Annotated in this window: 9 protein-coding genes and 1 pseudogene; 4 read left to right on the top strand and 6 right to left on the bottom strand. The window is 30.2% G+C overall.

Annotation, left to right across the window (positions count from 1 at the left end):
• Positions 1-1367: 1367 nt before the first annotated feature.
• Positions 1368-1967, bottom strand: coding sequence for an N-acetylmuramoyl-L-alanine amidase family protein (locus tag ACQKNR_RS27380; RefSeq protein ID WP_427322255.1), 600 nt, complete (start codon positions 1965-1967; stop codon positions 1368-1370).
• Between the two features lie 1039 nt (positions 1968-3006).
• Here ACQKNR_RS27380 and ACQKNR_RS27375 point away from each other — a divergent pair.
• Positions 3007-3318 (top strand): heavy metal-binding domain-containing protein, encoded by a 312-nt coding sequence (locus tag ACQKNR_RS27375; protein ID WP_427322253.1) that lies wholly within the window; start codon positions 3007-3009, stop codon positions 3316-3318.
• 552 nt (positions 3319-3870) lie between these two features.
• A complete protein-coding gene (locus ACQKNR_RS27370) occupies positions 3871-4476 on the top strand; it encodes a TetR/AcrR family transcriptional regulator (protein ID WP_427322251.1) in 606 nt (201 codons plus the stop codon).
• 1371 nt (positions 4477-5847) lie between these two features.
• On the opposite strand, the gene ACQKNR_RS27365 is transcribed toward ACQKNR_RS27370, so the two are convergent.
• Together ACQKNR_RS27365 and ACQKNR_RS27360 are read right to left on the bottom strand one after the other, a co-directional pair.
• The gene (locus ACQKNR_RS27365) at positions 5848-7026 is read right to left on the bottom strand and encodes a 3-phenylpropionate MFS transporter (protein ID WP_427322249.1); all 1179 of its coding nucleotides are present in this window, start codon (positions 7024-7026) and stop codon (positions 5848-5850) included.
• Between the two features lie 196 nt (positions 7027-7222).
• Positions 7223-7642: a DUF3221 domain-containing protein gene (locus tag ACQKNR_RS27360; RefSeq protein ID WP_427322247.1), complete on the bottom strand. Its 420-nt coding sequence runs from the start codon at positions 7640-7642 to the stop codon at positions 7223-7225.
• Positions 7643-8121: 479 nt separating this feature from the next.
• Between ACQKNR_RS27360 and ACQKNR_RS27355 the strand changes: the two genes are divergently transcribed.
• Positions 8122-9564 (top strand): BglG family transcription antiterminator, encoded by a 1443-nt coding sequence (locus ACQKNR_RS27355; protein ID WP_427322245.1) that lies wholly within the window; start codon positions 8122-8124, stop codon positions 9562-9564.
• A 633-nt stretch (positions 9565-10197) separates the two neighbouring features.
• Here the strand turns inward: ACQKNR_RS27355 and ACQKNR_RS27350 are convergent.
• Together ACQKNR_RS27350 and ACQKNR_RS27345 are read right to left on the bottom strand one after the other, a co-directional pair.
• Complete coding sequence (locus ACQKNR_RS27350) at positions 10198-10983, bottom strand: M15 family metallopeptidase (protein WP_427322243.1); 786 nt, start codon at positions 10981-10983, stop codon at positions 10198-10200.
• A 5-nt stretch (positions 10984-10988) separates the two neighbouring features.
• Positions 10989-12224, bottom strand: a complete 1236-nt coding sequence (locus tag ACQKNR_RS27345) for a CapA family protein (RefSeq protein WP_427322241.1) — start codon at positions 12222-12224, stop codon at positions 10989-10991.
• An 872-nt stretch (positions 12225-13096) separates the two neighbouring features.
• Here ACQKNR_RS27345 and ACQKNR_RS27340 point away from each other — a divergent pair.
• The gene (locus ACQKNR_RS27340; RefSeq protein ID WP_427322239.1) at positions 13097-14551 is read left to right on the top strand and encodes an S-layer homology domain-containing protein; all 1455 of its coding nucleotides are present in this window, start codon (positions 13097-13099) and stop codon (positions 14549-14551) included.
• A 223-nt stretch (positions 14552-14774) separates the two neighbouring features.
• On the opposite strand, the pseudogene ACQKNR_RS27335 reads toward ACQKNR_RS27340, so the two are convergent.
• Positions 14775-15181: pseudogene (locus ACQKNR_RS27335) on the bottom strand (tyrosine-type recombinase/integrase); the annotation flags it as partial.
• Positions 15182-15336: the final 155 nt, after the last annotated feature.

Raw genomic sequence — 15336 nt, 5'->3', positions numbered from 1 at the left:
ATACATTATATACCAAAACCGATATATAAAATTCACCTTAAACTCCTCACTCCTATGTTTTGCTTAAGCATAGAGATGAGGGCTTCTAAGGTACTCACACCCCACATTACGAAATTTACTCAGCTATAAAACCGCAATTACATCCGAAAGCTCGTTCAAAGAGGGAGATTTCTATCTCTACTTAACCGCAACACCAACAAATTTTAGAGGAGGGACAAATTTGATTAACTCCTTGCCTGGTTCTTCTAACTTATATAGCAGGAATAACAATTATACCGATACAGTATCTAGTTTCTAAGCGAGGAGCAAAAATTCACCCATATAGTAACAATATTATTCAATCAGTATCACTATGGTGGTTCCGGGTTTCAATTTCAATGCATGTATCTAAACAGCAATCTCTATTCAAGTGAAAACCTACTCAACCTGATATTATTTTGTAAACGAAACAGCCCAACTTCACTTTTCACCATTTAGCCGAACTGTTAGGAATCTATATAATATTTCAAAGGCGTTACATATTGTGCTAATAGCCCTTTTCAATTTTGAACACAAATCTTATGGGAATTAAACTCCCAAGCAATGGAGGTTTATTTACATATTGAAAGATCAAAAGTGTCAATAGAAAGAAAATCAACAAAAAGTATAAAAACACCCTATCAAAACGAGTATTTTTATACTTGACTTCAAATTAAAACATAGGAAATATAAATTAAATAAAAAAAAGCACTTGTATAAAATTTCATACGTATAAGAAAATTAATACTTGAATTATTTACTTTTTCAGATAGAATATTTTTCAATTTATTAGTAGGATTCATATTTTTCACTCTGAATATTTTATATGATATGTGTTACTATCGAAATTAATAAATATATATAGTGATTATTATTTAATTAATGACAAGATATTCATCATGCCGTATTACATCTTATTCTTCAACTCTCCACTTATTCTCCCACAAACCACTTAAATTCTTTCTAAAAATACCCAAAAAAGTATTGTATTACAATGAAACGAAAAATAAAATAAGAAATAAGGGAACTTTATTATATAGAATTTACACATCAAAATCATGTATCGATCACATTCTTAAGATCAATTCTGACATGTTATGAACAATTCATAAATTATTTACTTTGTAATGAAAATTGAATTTTTCCTCGAATTAAGATTCGCAATATTTAGAAGTGTAATTTATATATAAATAAAAAAGAATCCGAATTCAAAATTGGATTCTTTTTTCTATAATAAGTAAAATCTATCTGTTAATATATTCTTTATGCTATTTAAAATTCAAACATGCTTAATCAACTTAATTCATCTCAGTGATTTGAAGGCTAATTGCTGGATGACCAAAAGTATGCTAACTTTTAAGATCATTGATAAAACTATCTAATCCCATTGTTTTACTACCGTATATTTTTTTCTCGTTTCTTTTTTCTAAATAAGATGTTATGTTTCCGTATTTATCAAATTTCAGAGCTGTTATATCATTTATACTAAAAGTGCTTTTTTGATCTTCAGTTAAATATTTTCCAAAATCACTATTAATATATTGCCACCCTATAAAAAGCCTTCCTTGTTTATCCAAACTGTATTTTTTATCTGAATGCTTTAATATACCGGTTTTCATTTTTCCATTCTCCCCCAAATAGTACCATGGAGTTCCGAGCTTTATCCAACCAGTTTTCATTTTTCCGTTTTTACCTAAATAGTATCGATCTTCACCACTTTTTACCCACCCGGTTTTCATTTTTCCATCTGTGTCAAAATAGTATCGATCTCCGGTTGGTGATTTCACCCAACAATCAATTTTCATTTTTCCATTTTCATAATAATACCGATTTCCTTTTTCATGTACCCAGCCATTAGGTCCTACTTGCTCAGTTTGAAATATAAAATAAGATACAATTGCAGCTGTAAACACAATAAACATTACAATTGGATAGATAACTTTCTTCATTATTATTCATTCCTTTTTGATTTTCTAATTACCATTAAAATGGTAATGGTAATACTGTAAAAATAACAGCACAAAATATCCCTTTGGAAAAGGGATAAAATACAAGGGTAAATAAAAAGATGCACGTATTAAGAAGTCAACAGATTTACTGAGTCCCCCCCTTTTGCTGTTCCAAAGCGTAAATAGCCTTAAATAGGCATAGGAAAATTCCAATGGCCGAGGGTTTCACAGAATTTTAGGATATGATCCGGGGAGGAGATTATCTGTGGATTTGACCAACAATCAATTTTTTATATACTTTTTTATGTATGTTATCTGAAAATATAAAAGAGTATTTTCTCAAATCGATAGTACTAAACATATCTTTATAAGTTCACAGACTCTGTCATGTTTTATACACGATAATGAACAAAATAGAAGTTTGGTTGTAAGCTTCTTTTTTTCGACATACAGTCAATTACTAAGATTTTTAGACACCGCCTAAACACTTCCGCTCATTCATCAAGATCAAGTCTTTAAAATGCCTATATGCTACTTGAAAACAAGATATCATATGGAGTTCGAAAGACTAACTCACACTATCAGTAAAATGTTATGTGTCATCAAGAGCAAGACGCTAAAACATTTGAACACGCAATTAGCTGTATGGTATGGTCACCGTAGCTCACGAAACTATAAGAGGCTGACTCGTGAGAGTGGTGATGACACACCGCATTCCTGCAAGTCAGCGATACCAGAAATGGACTTCGCCTTTGGTAACAAGAATTCCACTGACGTTTGTCATCTTGCCCCATAAGGGGTGAAAGTGTCAAATTATATATGAAATCAGAATACAAACATTTTAAGTAACTAGTAATATACTCCCCCCTTTTTACCTTTATTAAAAGTAAAACTTCATATGTACAATTATTTTATAAACTATAAAATTAAGGTGTAATACTATTCAAGAAAAGAAAGAGGGCAAGTATAAAAACATATTTAGTATATAAAAATATACATACTAAAAATACAAATTGTAAATTATAGGAGCGTATTAATTATGATTGTAACAACAACGTCTGTAATTCAAGGTAAAGAGATTATTGATTACATTGATATTGTAAATGGTGAAGCTATTATGGGTGCAAATATTGTCCGTGATTTATTCGCCTCAGTTCGTGATATTGTAGGTGGTCGCTCGGGCGCGTATGAGAGTAAATTAAAAGAGGCTCGTGATATTGCTATGGAAGAAATGAAACAACTTGCAAAGCAAAAAGGTGCAAATGCCATAGTTGGCGTTGACGTAGACTATGAAGTTGTCCGTGATGGAATGTTAATGGTTGCTGTAAGCGGTACGGCTGTACGTATATAAATTAAATACTAGGATCATCTTAGAGTGTATAAATTAAAATGGAATATAATCATAGATTGTGCATCTCATATCTCAAAAAATATTCTTTCTTTTGAGATATGAGACTTTTTATGAATCAGCGAAAGAAATTCCCTCCCATTATATGCTCCCTTAAAACAATCCTCCAAATATCTTAGAGTTGTTTCTAGCATTGCAACAATTGAAACGCCTTGTTAAGAGCTCAAAACACTCTTATATCACACAACAATAAGTATTCTTATGATTGTGTGATATATTCCTTCACACTTTTCCAACTTTCTATAAAACAGACTATATAAACTGGATATTTTTTATTCTTTCCTTTATTTAATACTCTCTGATCCTTTCTCTAGGATTTAGTTTAATTTAAAATTCCTAAATAATATTAATGTTTTATATGAAAAAATTGAAAAGATAAATGAGGTTAAACATTGAGAAATTTAGATTTTAAATATATAATTAAATCTAAATTAAAAATTTGGATTTAATTATATTTGTTTTTAATGAAAATTATTTATTTTTGAGGTGTATTAAATGACAAAAAATCGAGAACAAACGATTGAAAATATTTTAGAAGCGGCGAAGAAAAAATTTGGAGAACATGGATATGAAGGTACTAGTATACAAGAAATTGCAAAAGAAGCTAAAGTAAATGTTGCCATGGCTTCATATTATTTTAACGGAAAAGAAAATCTTTATTATGAAGTATTTAAAAAATATGGTCTTTCAAAAGATTTACCAAATTTTCTAGAGGAAAATCAATGTAATCCTTTGCATGCCCTTAGAGATTTTTTGACGGTTCTCATTAACCATAGAACTAAACATCCTGAGATTGGGACTTTAGCTTATCAGGAGATCATTAGACAAAGCCCGAGATTAGATACCATTAAACCACATATAATCGGTCTCTTTGAACAACTGATTGAAATTTTAATGGAGGGAAAAAAACAAGGAGTTTTCCATTTCCTTTCCGTAAACCATACAGTAAATTGGATAATGTCTATGGTTTTAGTACCAAAATTAAAAAAATTCATTGGTTCTATTAACCCTACTGAATCTATTAACTTAGAGGATGATTGGACAACAGAAGATATGTCTAATAGTATTATATTCGCTTTAAGAAGTGCTACTAAAATGTAAAGTATCACTTGGTGATATTTATTAAGTTACTTAACAGAATATATGTTGGTTGAGTATTCTTCCGAATGGGTATTATTGTAAAAACAGGTTCTTTCCAATTTTTTATATTAGATAAATGGATTAAGAATTATTACTATTTCCCTTATATTACACGGAAGACAACAGCTTCCTTAACCTTCCCTTCTTCTCTCCAGAATAGATTATATAGAACCAAATGAGATATTATACATAAGAGGAGTTTTCCTTTCATTATCTTTGCGAAAACTCTTCTGTATACTCTATACCCTTCCGTTATTTTACTTTTTAAGAAAAATCGCCTCATAGCTGTATGTTTGGATCTGCAAATGAAACATACATGTTTAATATAATTTCCATTAAACTATTGCATGGATATAGCTTTAAGTAATTTTATCTACTCTGGAATGCTACGTTCCTTGTTTCTTTTCCTTCAATAATTTGATAAAAACATCAAAATACTTATTAACCAATCTCAATTTCCCCTTACAGGTTTACAAATCCGATTTTTTAAGAAGAGAATTTTGATTTAGAAACGGCTGATTAATGTTTATAAATTCAGTCTTTATATATTTTTTTACTCCAAGCACTTACCATGTTCTTAAGTATATTTACTGAATTTTAATTACAGAATACCCCAACAATACCTGATAAACCTTATAAAGAGCAAATACTTGGTATACCCACATTCCTCTTTGGATTAAGCGGCATCCTCCCTATACTAACTATTGTTACAGTAGTTGTTATCTAGATTATTTACGTACTTTCTTTACTTCACACTATTTTTTTAATACATTCTTCATTTTCCAAGATGATGTTACTTTAATTAAAAGTTAGTCTCCAAATATGAAAAGATAGACTGATTCCTTATTAGAAAGCCATCCCTGATATAAATAAAGCCTATTAGAAATTTTCAAAATCATACTATGAAAGGACAAAGATTAACTTTCAATCCATTTTTATAACTACATATAATTTTAATACAATACACCTTTAAAAATATCGTATATGTATATTTACTTTTCAACAACATAAAAAACTCCCTTTAGAAAAGGAATTTTCTTCATTTTTCCGAGAAATACAAAGTATTTATATCCTTTATAAACAAAAACGGAGCTCTCTACCAAGCTCCGTTTTTTCAACGCATAATGAATCGTATAAATTAGCAACCATTTCATAAAATTCAAGTGTACTTGTCCAATAATTCAAGCTATAAAACTTTTCACCCGACCTAATATAATATTATTATTTAATCATGTGACTTATTCTAGCTTTTGGGCATATTTTTAACAACATACTAATTAGATGACAATTAAAAAGCAGTCTTTAATCAAATATTTAGTATATCTCATGCTCTTAAGCTTCATACTTAATTTTTTGTTTTTCCATACTTGTATTTTTTTCATAACGAGTATATAAACGAATACTTAAAAATAAACAAGGTAATGATACTACAGCCATTCCTAAAAACGGTAAGTTAGGCGAGTACGAATATAAATAACCGCCTATAACAGTCAAAATACCGGTGCTCAAACTCATTCCTAAAGAAGCATAAATCCCTTGTGCTGCGGGCACTAATTCTCTATCTATCTCCTCATTAACAAAACGCATAAATGTATAATGAACCATTCCAAAGGTAAAAGCATGGAGTAACTGTGATGAAATAAACGCAACTTCATTCATGAAAAAGTAAATCATTAGCCATCTAACAATTGATGCAAATGAAGCAATTGCAAAAAGCGCTGACAGTTTTACCATACTGAAGAATCGATCGGCAATTGAAAAGAAAATAACCTCAGCTACAACAGCTAGTATTAAAATAAGGCCAATCACACTGGTACTGATTCCAAGATCTCTTAAATAAATAACTCCGTAATTATAATAAGCTGCATGAGCACCTTGTATTAAAATACAAATACTAATACAGATTAGAAATTTGGGTGATTTTAAAAAGGGTATTAATGAAAATTTTTTCTTTGTTATTTTTTTATTCAATAAATTTGGTGTTCGAATCAACCCACTTAAAAACATGAGGCAACAACCAAAAAGCATTATATAAATGATATTTTTTTCTCCAATAAGATTAGAAAGTAATGCCACCGCTATTAATGCAGTAATGTATCCTACAGACCCCCACAAACGACAATTCCCATATTTTACATTCTCTTCTTTAGAAAGAAGGGAAGCCACTGTCTCATTAAGTGGTAATAGCATTGGATAAAACAAACTAAAAATGATAGTAGCTGCAAGAATACTTTGAAACGAGTTCAGCTCAATGAACAATAATAGTAATAAAAAAGAAAGTAACGGAATGAAAATTACAAGCTTTGTTAAAGTTGTCCTACAACATAAATAAGGGAAAATATACAGCGTTGTAAAAGATCTAAAAATAAATCCTATTGAAACTATGATACCCGCTTCCTCCACAGTAAAACTCTTTCCATTTATTAGCCAAACAATCCAATAAGGTAAAAAAATTCCCCATGTAAAAAAGAAAGTAAAATAACGTGTTGATAACCAAGATGTACTATTCAACCTGTCTTCACCTCATATACTAAAGATATCTTAACTTATTAAAAACTTCTTAATGAATACAATGCATTTACCAAAAATAATTTTTCAGCAATGAAACTTTCTTGGATAAATGTTAAACAACATAGGCAAGTTAAAATTAGACCCTCTCATATCAATTAAAAATTTTCATATATATCTTGTTATGTTCTTTTCCCATTTATTTTTCTGTGGTTAATTTGATTACAGTTGGTTCAATTAAGATTTTTATAAGATGATTTATTCTCTCAATTTTTTCTGCAGAAAGTTTTATTTTTTCGCCAATTTTATATTCTTGATTACCTTCATTCTCAAATAGCACAAATTTGTCCTCAACCGCCAAATTAATAAAATTATATCGTTTTTCCGAAAATTCTATAGCTTCTTCTTTTGTTTCCACATTAGCTACTTCTATGAGATTACTGCTCTTATGAATGCCTACTACATAACCAGTCAAGTCAAAGGATTTTACATGGGAAAAATTATCTTTTTGTTGCATTCCAATATTAGTACCCTTTAATTTTGAGGTCTCTATTTCAGATAAACATACTCCCCCAATTGCTATCCCTAATGCCCCTATTACAGCACATTTTTTTATCATAATATCTTCTCCATTCGTTAATAAATTTTAATTTTAAATATATATTTAATTTCAGGTTATGAAAAACTAAATAAATTGTATCCCTGCCGCAATATTATATTTACATATTTGATACTTTTCAAGTACTATTAAAAATTTTTCACCTGGGTAAAAATCCCATTTCTTATTGTCGAGAAGTATTCTATTAGATCCTAACGTTCTAAATAGCGTAGCATCAACTTTACACTATATCCATAGTAAAAAAAGTTATAAACAAAATTTTAAATTCAAATTTAAAACTCTTGTTTATCTATCTATTTCATGGTTTAATGTTACTGGTCAATAATTATGGCCTTGATTGTCCCAATAAGTATGGCAACTTAACAAAGGTGACTAAATAAAATCTAAATAATTACCAACAGCTAGAAATTAAATATTAGTGAAAATCGCGATATCATGATGAAATACAAAAAACATTTGTAAATTTATGGAGGCACACAATGGAAAGAGATATTACGCGTCAAATTGGTATACTAAAAATACTAAGTGAAGAAAATAGATGGTTTACTATTTTGGAACTAGAGCATAAGTTAGGCTATTCAAGTAAAACTATTCGAAAAGATATATCTATTATTAATGATTCACTTTCGCCAAACTCTACAATATGTTCAATTAAGGGACAAGGCATCAAACTTTTTTTAGCACCTGATCAATCCATTACTGAAATTATTTCTAAATTTTTCAAACGCTCTCTTACATTTCTTACATTTCAACAATTGTTAGAACACGATTTCAATACCATTGCATCTCTTGCAGACAAACTATATATACCGCTATCTTCAATGAATAAAGTATTAGTAAAAGTTGAAGCACGCTTAGAAAAATTTGGTTTATCCCTTACAAAAAGACCCTTAAGAATTGTAGGCGATGAAGTCCACATATTACTCATGTTTTCTGACCTGTATCTAGAAGCATTTGTAGGAGAAGAATGGCCATTTACAGAATATAGCAAAGATAGATTTGATAGTTACATTTCCTACATTGAAGAAAAGCTAGGTATTACACTTTTTATTAGTGATAGACGTAAATTAATCTTTTTCATGGCAATTTTTTTGAAGCGCAAAAAACAAGGGTACAATTTTAATTTGAATAAAAAGATTATCGAATGTAATGTAGCATCACTGTATTATATAAAAGCATTTGAAACAAATGAGACAATTCCATATAAAAATGAAATTCTTCAGACAATTGAAGAGAAAGTTCTTTTCATAATTGCACTCAAAGTATCTAGGTACAAAATTAACAATCAGGAAAAATCTAAGAAGGAAGAACTTATGCATTATAAAGAAGGGAAAATACGTTCTTATTTACCCATTGCTCATTTTATTCAACTTCTAGAACAAGAAGTAGGAATAAAATTAAAGGACGACGATGAATTTATTTATGGAATGATTGATTATTGTAGGCGATTCTTTTATAAATTATTACTTAAATCTAACCTAAAGCGACCTAAGAAATGTACAACAACTTATATAAAAGAAAAACATAATACAACATTCTGTTTAGTAGAGAAAGCATTTAGCCAATGGGGGAAAACACTTTGTCTCAATGATATCCCTGAAGAAGAAATAGCAAAAATAACTATGCGAATAATTGCTAAACAAGTAGAAGATCATCTGGAGCATAAACGAGCATTGCTGATTACAGACCAAGGATTAAGTTGGAAATCATATATGAAAAGTGTATTAATGAGACAATTCGGTAAGAAATTAAAAATTGAAGATGAAGTATATGGAGCTGATTTTGAGGAAAGTATACAACATATGGATATTGATTTCATTGTTACTACAGTACCTCTTTCTATTGAAAAGATACCACTTATTTGTGTATCAACAATACTTCAAGAGCGAGACCTTAAGGAAATTGAAGTGTTGTTACATTAATTACAGGAATCTAACAAGAATTTTCAAAATAACATTCAAACTACACTTTAGAAAAAAATGGGGAAAATAACAAATGGGGTATTTCAAACGAGAGCAGTTCAAAAAATATATATTTTGGTAAGTGTTGGCTACTACCTTCACTTTCTTTAAGTTATTGCAATGTAGCCAAAACACCAAATCATAAAGAAACCTAGAACAATGTATATATTATGACATTTATCCACCTACTATCATATATTCCAAAATGGTACTACTTACATGCTAGTCAATACAATACCGATTTACTCAATTACAGCATAGGAACAAATCATCAAGTTTAACAAAAAACATTTAATGTTCTTATAATACCCTCTATTTTTCACTCACCGAACTACTCCTAAATACTATAAAATATACTTTTTCTCTATTTGTATTTGAAGATGAAGAATTAATTTTTAAGAACCTCTCCCTCCTATACTCTCATTTAAGATTGTGGTATTCTGCAATTTAATATTCATCTCCTGCACATCCCATCCTTTATTTCAGATAAAAGAGGTTCCTTTTACTGGATAAGGAACCTCTTAAGAAAAAACAAACTTCATTTATCCCCTTGTTCAAAATAACCTATCTCTGTACTAGGCCACTATTTGTAATTCATTTTTTTGTATCTGCACTATTACTACCTACTTTAGATATATCTTCTTTTATTTTATTATGGTATTCTTCTAATGTCATATTTTCTTTATTTAAATAAACCGCTACCTCTTTGCCCACATAACGATAGTGCCATGGTTCATAGTTAATACCAGTGATTTTTTCCTTCCCTTTTGGATAACGAAGAATAAATCCATAATTTGCAGCATGTATATTTAGCCATTTGAAAGCACTAGTTGTATCAAAACTATCACTCAATTCTTTTCCATCTTGTTGCCATTCCATTGAAATAATATCCAGTGCTAGTCCAGTATGATGTTCACTTGCACCAGGATACTGAATGTACTCCAATACTTTACTTGCTGCATCTTCATTCGAAAATCCTTGTGACTTATATAATTTATAAGTTGCATCATAATAAGACTTTTGTAATTCGATTGTGCGAAAGCTTGATCGTAAATACAAATTTATGCCTTCTTCTTTTGCTGCTGTGACCATATCTTGATAATCACGTAAGATTCGCCTATCAACTTTCATATTTGGATGCGCATTTTTATTGATGCTTTCTAGTTCTACATTTTGATTCTCTGATAATATATGATCCCTATTCACTAAAATAATTCGCCAATCATCAGGGTTGGATATGGGTAAATTTAGCTTTTTACTAACTTTATTTTCAACCTTCTCATCTGCCTTGTATTTATTGTCTTGATGTTCACTACAAGCTACTAAACTAACAAATATTATAAATATTAACCCTAAAATGAGCAATTTTCTTAATTTCATATAGTTTATTCTCCTTTATACCAATCGCCCAATATAGATTTAGGGATTTCTTTGAAATCGTTTAAAGAAACTGGGCCATCAAATCTGTTGATTCCATGATTTTTTGAAGATTCTTCAGTATAATTTTCCAAAAATTTAATTTTAAAATTCTTCTTACCATCAGTGTAGTGAGTTACTATTGGTATCAACGCTGCTTGTCGAATACCAGTCGTTCCATCTACATATTTAACAAATTGCACATACGAAAGACCGCCAACCATTGTGATTAATTTTTCCTGTGAAGAAACGAGGTTTCCAAGAGCATAATAGATAAGGGTTTGGTGCCCTTCCTTATTTTGTTTCCACTCTACTGGCTGAATAACATGTGGATGGTTACCGATTACTACATCTACACCTAAATCGCATAAGTATTGAGCTAAATCTTTTTGCTCGTTTGTAGGTGAGAAAGTATATTCCTTCCCCCAATGCATCATTACAAGCACAATATCTCCTTTTTGTTTTGCCTTCTGCACATCATATTTAATAGTTTCTTTATCAATTATATTTACCGACCAAGATTTATCGTTTGGAATTTTTTTACCATTAAGGTCGAAAGTATAATTAAGCAAGGCAAAGTTTATGCCATTCTTATTAATTAATTTAATTTGTTCACGTTCTTCTGGACTATCATTTATTCCTAACTTTGTTATTTTCGGATATTTACCCCAATAATTATTTGTATTTAAAACACCTACCATCTCCATATCCATTATATGGTTAGTTGCTTGGGTAACTACATTAAATCCAGTATCCACTAAAGCATCCCCAACTTCTTCTGGTGTATTAAAAATAGGATACCCCCTTAACCCTAAGGAATTTCCTGCAATTGGAGTTTCTTGATTCACCACAGATATATCACTTGATTGAACAGCTTCTTTTATATCTTCATAGATATAATGGTAATCATATGAATCATCTTTTTGTTTCCCATCACTGATCACTGATTGATGATACAAGTTATCCCCCGTTGCCATTAAATTTACAACCGCTTCAATTTTTTTGTCTTTATTAAAACCTGGTGATTGCAGCATTGGACTTTTTCCAATCCAATTTGGGGTTCTTACTATATTTTCATTGGATACTTCCGAGGCTTTTGCTTGTTTAAGAGTTGTATTATTCTCTTGATTTTCACAAGCTTGTAATAGGAATACAGAAGTAAAAGTTATAAAAACACATTTTATTTTTTTTTTATTAAATAGCATAAATTGATTCCTCATTTCTTTTCCCTAGTTATACACTAAGTACTTTTTTAACAAAGTTTGGGTTCTTCCTTCGCAAGTTCATCAAATGACTCTTTAAATTAGGTATTATAGGAATGGCTTTTATTTTAAATAAAATAATTTATATATATAGACTTTATTGTATTAATAACATAAAGGTTCAGCAAGAATTTAGATATCTTTTTCCTTTTGGTGCAAAAGAATTACTTTTTTATAGAATATCCCCCTCCTTAACTTATTTATAGATAAGACCTAGTCTTTAAAACGCTTATTATTTAATGCAACATAATATATATTATGTTGCATTAAGGTGACACACCTTAGATTTGTTCTTCTTAGAAAATGCAAGGTTTTTTCCCTATTCTTAAAAAGGATTCACTTTAGAATACTTAATAAGTTTCCCCCCTTTAACTTAATTGTCCCCTAGTTACAGATATTCAGCTTTAATCATCTAAAGAAAAGATATATTACAATCTTTTTCAAATTTAATAATAACCTCAAATTTTTATTTGTCTAATATTAAAATTCCCTTTTTTAAAGGTGTTTTCCACATATAATGCTAAAATTTAAAAATCACTTACACGTATACTAATATTTTTTCGAAATAACAATGAAAATACTTTTGTAAAAAGGACTTTTCATTGTACAAGTATCAAAAACTTTAGTTTATTATATTAGCGATGGTAAACTGAAAGGTTATTTAAGCAGAAACAAATTATAAGAGGATGTAATATTTTTAAATATGTATATAACGTTTAAAGGTATATTAATTTTTATAGTTTGATAATGAAAAGTATTCAGAACAAGGAGGGAATTAACACGGAAAAACAATAACATTTCGTGTTAGATCAATTATGAAAAGAAAAATTTGTAACGTTTTTGCTATGACAGCAATACTCCAGGCAGGTATTACAACATCACCTTCATTCGCTGCTCCGTTAGAACAACAAGGGCTTACTCAACAAAAAGATGATATATCTGGAAAATGGTATGAACACGAAATTCGTGAGTTATCTAAAAAAGGGATTATGATCGGTGATGGAAAAGGCACATTTTGGCCGGACCGTCTGATAACACGCGGGGAATTTGCTACTCTAGTTACACGCGCATTAGGATTACCAGCTGGTCAATCACATTTTTCAGATCTTAAATTAGCAGATCCATCATTAAGAGATGGAATTAATCGTGCAGCTGCAGCCGGTATAATTCTTGGTAGAGGTAATAATATTTTTGCACCAAATGATACTATTACACGTGAAGAAGTTGTTATTATGATTGATCGTGCTCTGCAACGAAAAGGCGTGATAGGTTCCTTAGGACAGCTACCATTTACTGATCAAGATACAACTTATGACAAGAATGCACTACAACGAGTTTATAAATTAGGAATTGCAAAAGGGAATGAGCAAAATCAATTTTCACCAAAAGGAACAGCTACCCGTGCGGAAGCAGCAGCATTTTTAAATCGAATGTTACATGTAATAAATAAAGAGAAACCAATCAATAAACCAAGAGAATTTACTGCTAAATCATATCAAGAGTTAGATTTAAGGTTACCTTCTAAAATTACTGCGAAAGATATTGATGATTATATTGCAAAGTATCATCCTGACAGCCCATTAGTTGGACATGGAAAAGACTACATCGAAGCAGAAGAAAAATATGGGGTTAATGCTCTTGCCATGGCAGCAAAAGATATTTTAGAGTCAGGTTATGGAAAATCAGAAATTGCGTATAGAAAGCATAATTTAGCTGGATTACGTGCATATGATAAAGATCCGTTTTTCTATGCAAAATACTTACCAAGTTATAAAGATAGCATATTCTATGTTGCTAGCTATATACGTGAAAATTATTTAGAAGAAAAAGGTAAGTATTATAATGGAACAACTCTTACTAATGTGAATACTATGTATTGCACTGATAAAGCCTGGTCTAGTAAAATTGCGAGCATAATGCAACGTATTAGACCTTTTAAAGCTGAAGACTATAAAGATTCTAAAATACTAAATAAAAATCCAGAAGCATTAAATGTGGATGCCTTGTCAAGTGAAATTCCATATAAATCATACCCAACGGGAACAAAAACGAGTGTTAAATCATCAGGTGAATACCTTCAAATACCATACCCATATACAGTAAAAATTAGAAGTAATCCGAATATTACTCCAGAACAAAATCTAGTAGGAAAATTAACTATTGGATCAAAAGTAAGCATTTATCGTGAAGACCCAAATGGATGGGTTGAATTTTCGTTTAAAAATGATGGAAAGAAATATTGGACATTGAAAAGTAACTTGAATTTATAAATACTTTTTTCTTCAGTGGCTTTATTTATCATTAATTTAATACTTTGTAATTAAAAGCAGATTGAATATTTCAACCTGCTTTTAATTATATGACTACTTTATTGGTAGTTTAATATTATCAAGTTAATTTATCATTTTTCGACAAAAGACTCCTTCCTCACAAATGTAAAAGCGTGAAGCACCAATCTTAGGTGGGAGGAGAATGTCAGTATGCGTAAGCCTACGTTTTTTTGTATACAGTAGATATACTATGAAAAAGTGAGGTACAACCTATGTTAGTAAATAACGGACTCTCATCCCCTTTTTCCAATACCGTTTGAAATCCTCTTCTTCTTATTATTTCACAAATACAATCATGCAAAAGTTCTGAAATGAAAAGTTCACGCACCTTGTCCCCTTTCCCCTTAACTTTTAACCAGTACTTCCCATCATAGTCGTCATAATGTAAATCCTTTACCCTTGTGGTGCACATATAGTTTACTAAATGCCCTCTTTCTTTATAAAAATCTAATATTTTCATTACTTTCCCATAAGATAAATCACGATTTCGCCGATCCTGTTTTTTGCATTTGTACGCTGCAGTTCTTCATGAAGTGGTTTTTCGATATAAGTAAACACATAAAATTTCCTCGATTAAGACCATGGAAAATAGCCATTCTCATCAAGTCAAAAAAGAAACGACACTCTATATTGATATGATCCCCTTATAGTAGACAGGAAAAAGAAAGCACATTAACCTGTTTACTATGGAGGGGATTTTTCTATGGGAAAAATTAGAGTCACTT

This window comes from Bacillus sp. NPDC094077 (assembly GCF_050279465.1).
Classification (GTDB): Bacteria; Bacillota; Bacilli; order Bacillales; family Bacillaceae_G; genus Bacillus_A.
The sequence above is the reverse complement of the archived record's forward strand: the minus strand, read 5'-3'. Positions and strand labels throughout refer to the sequence as shown.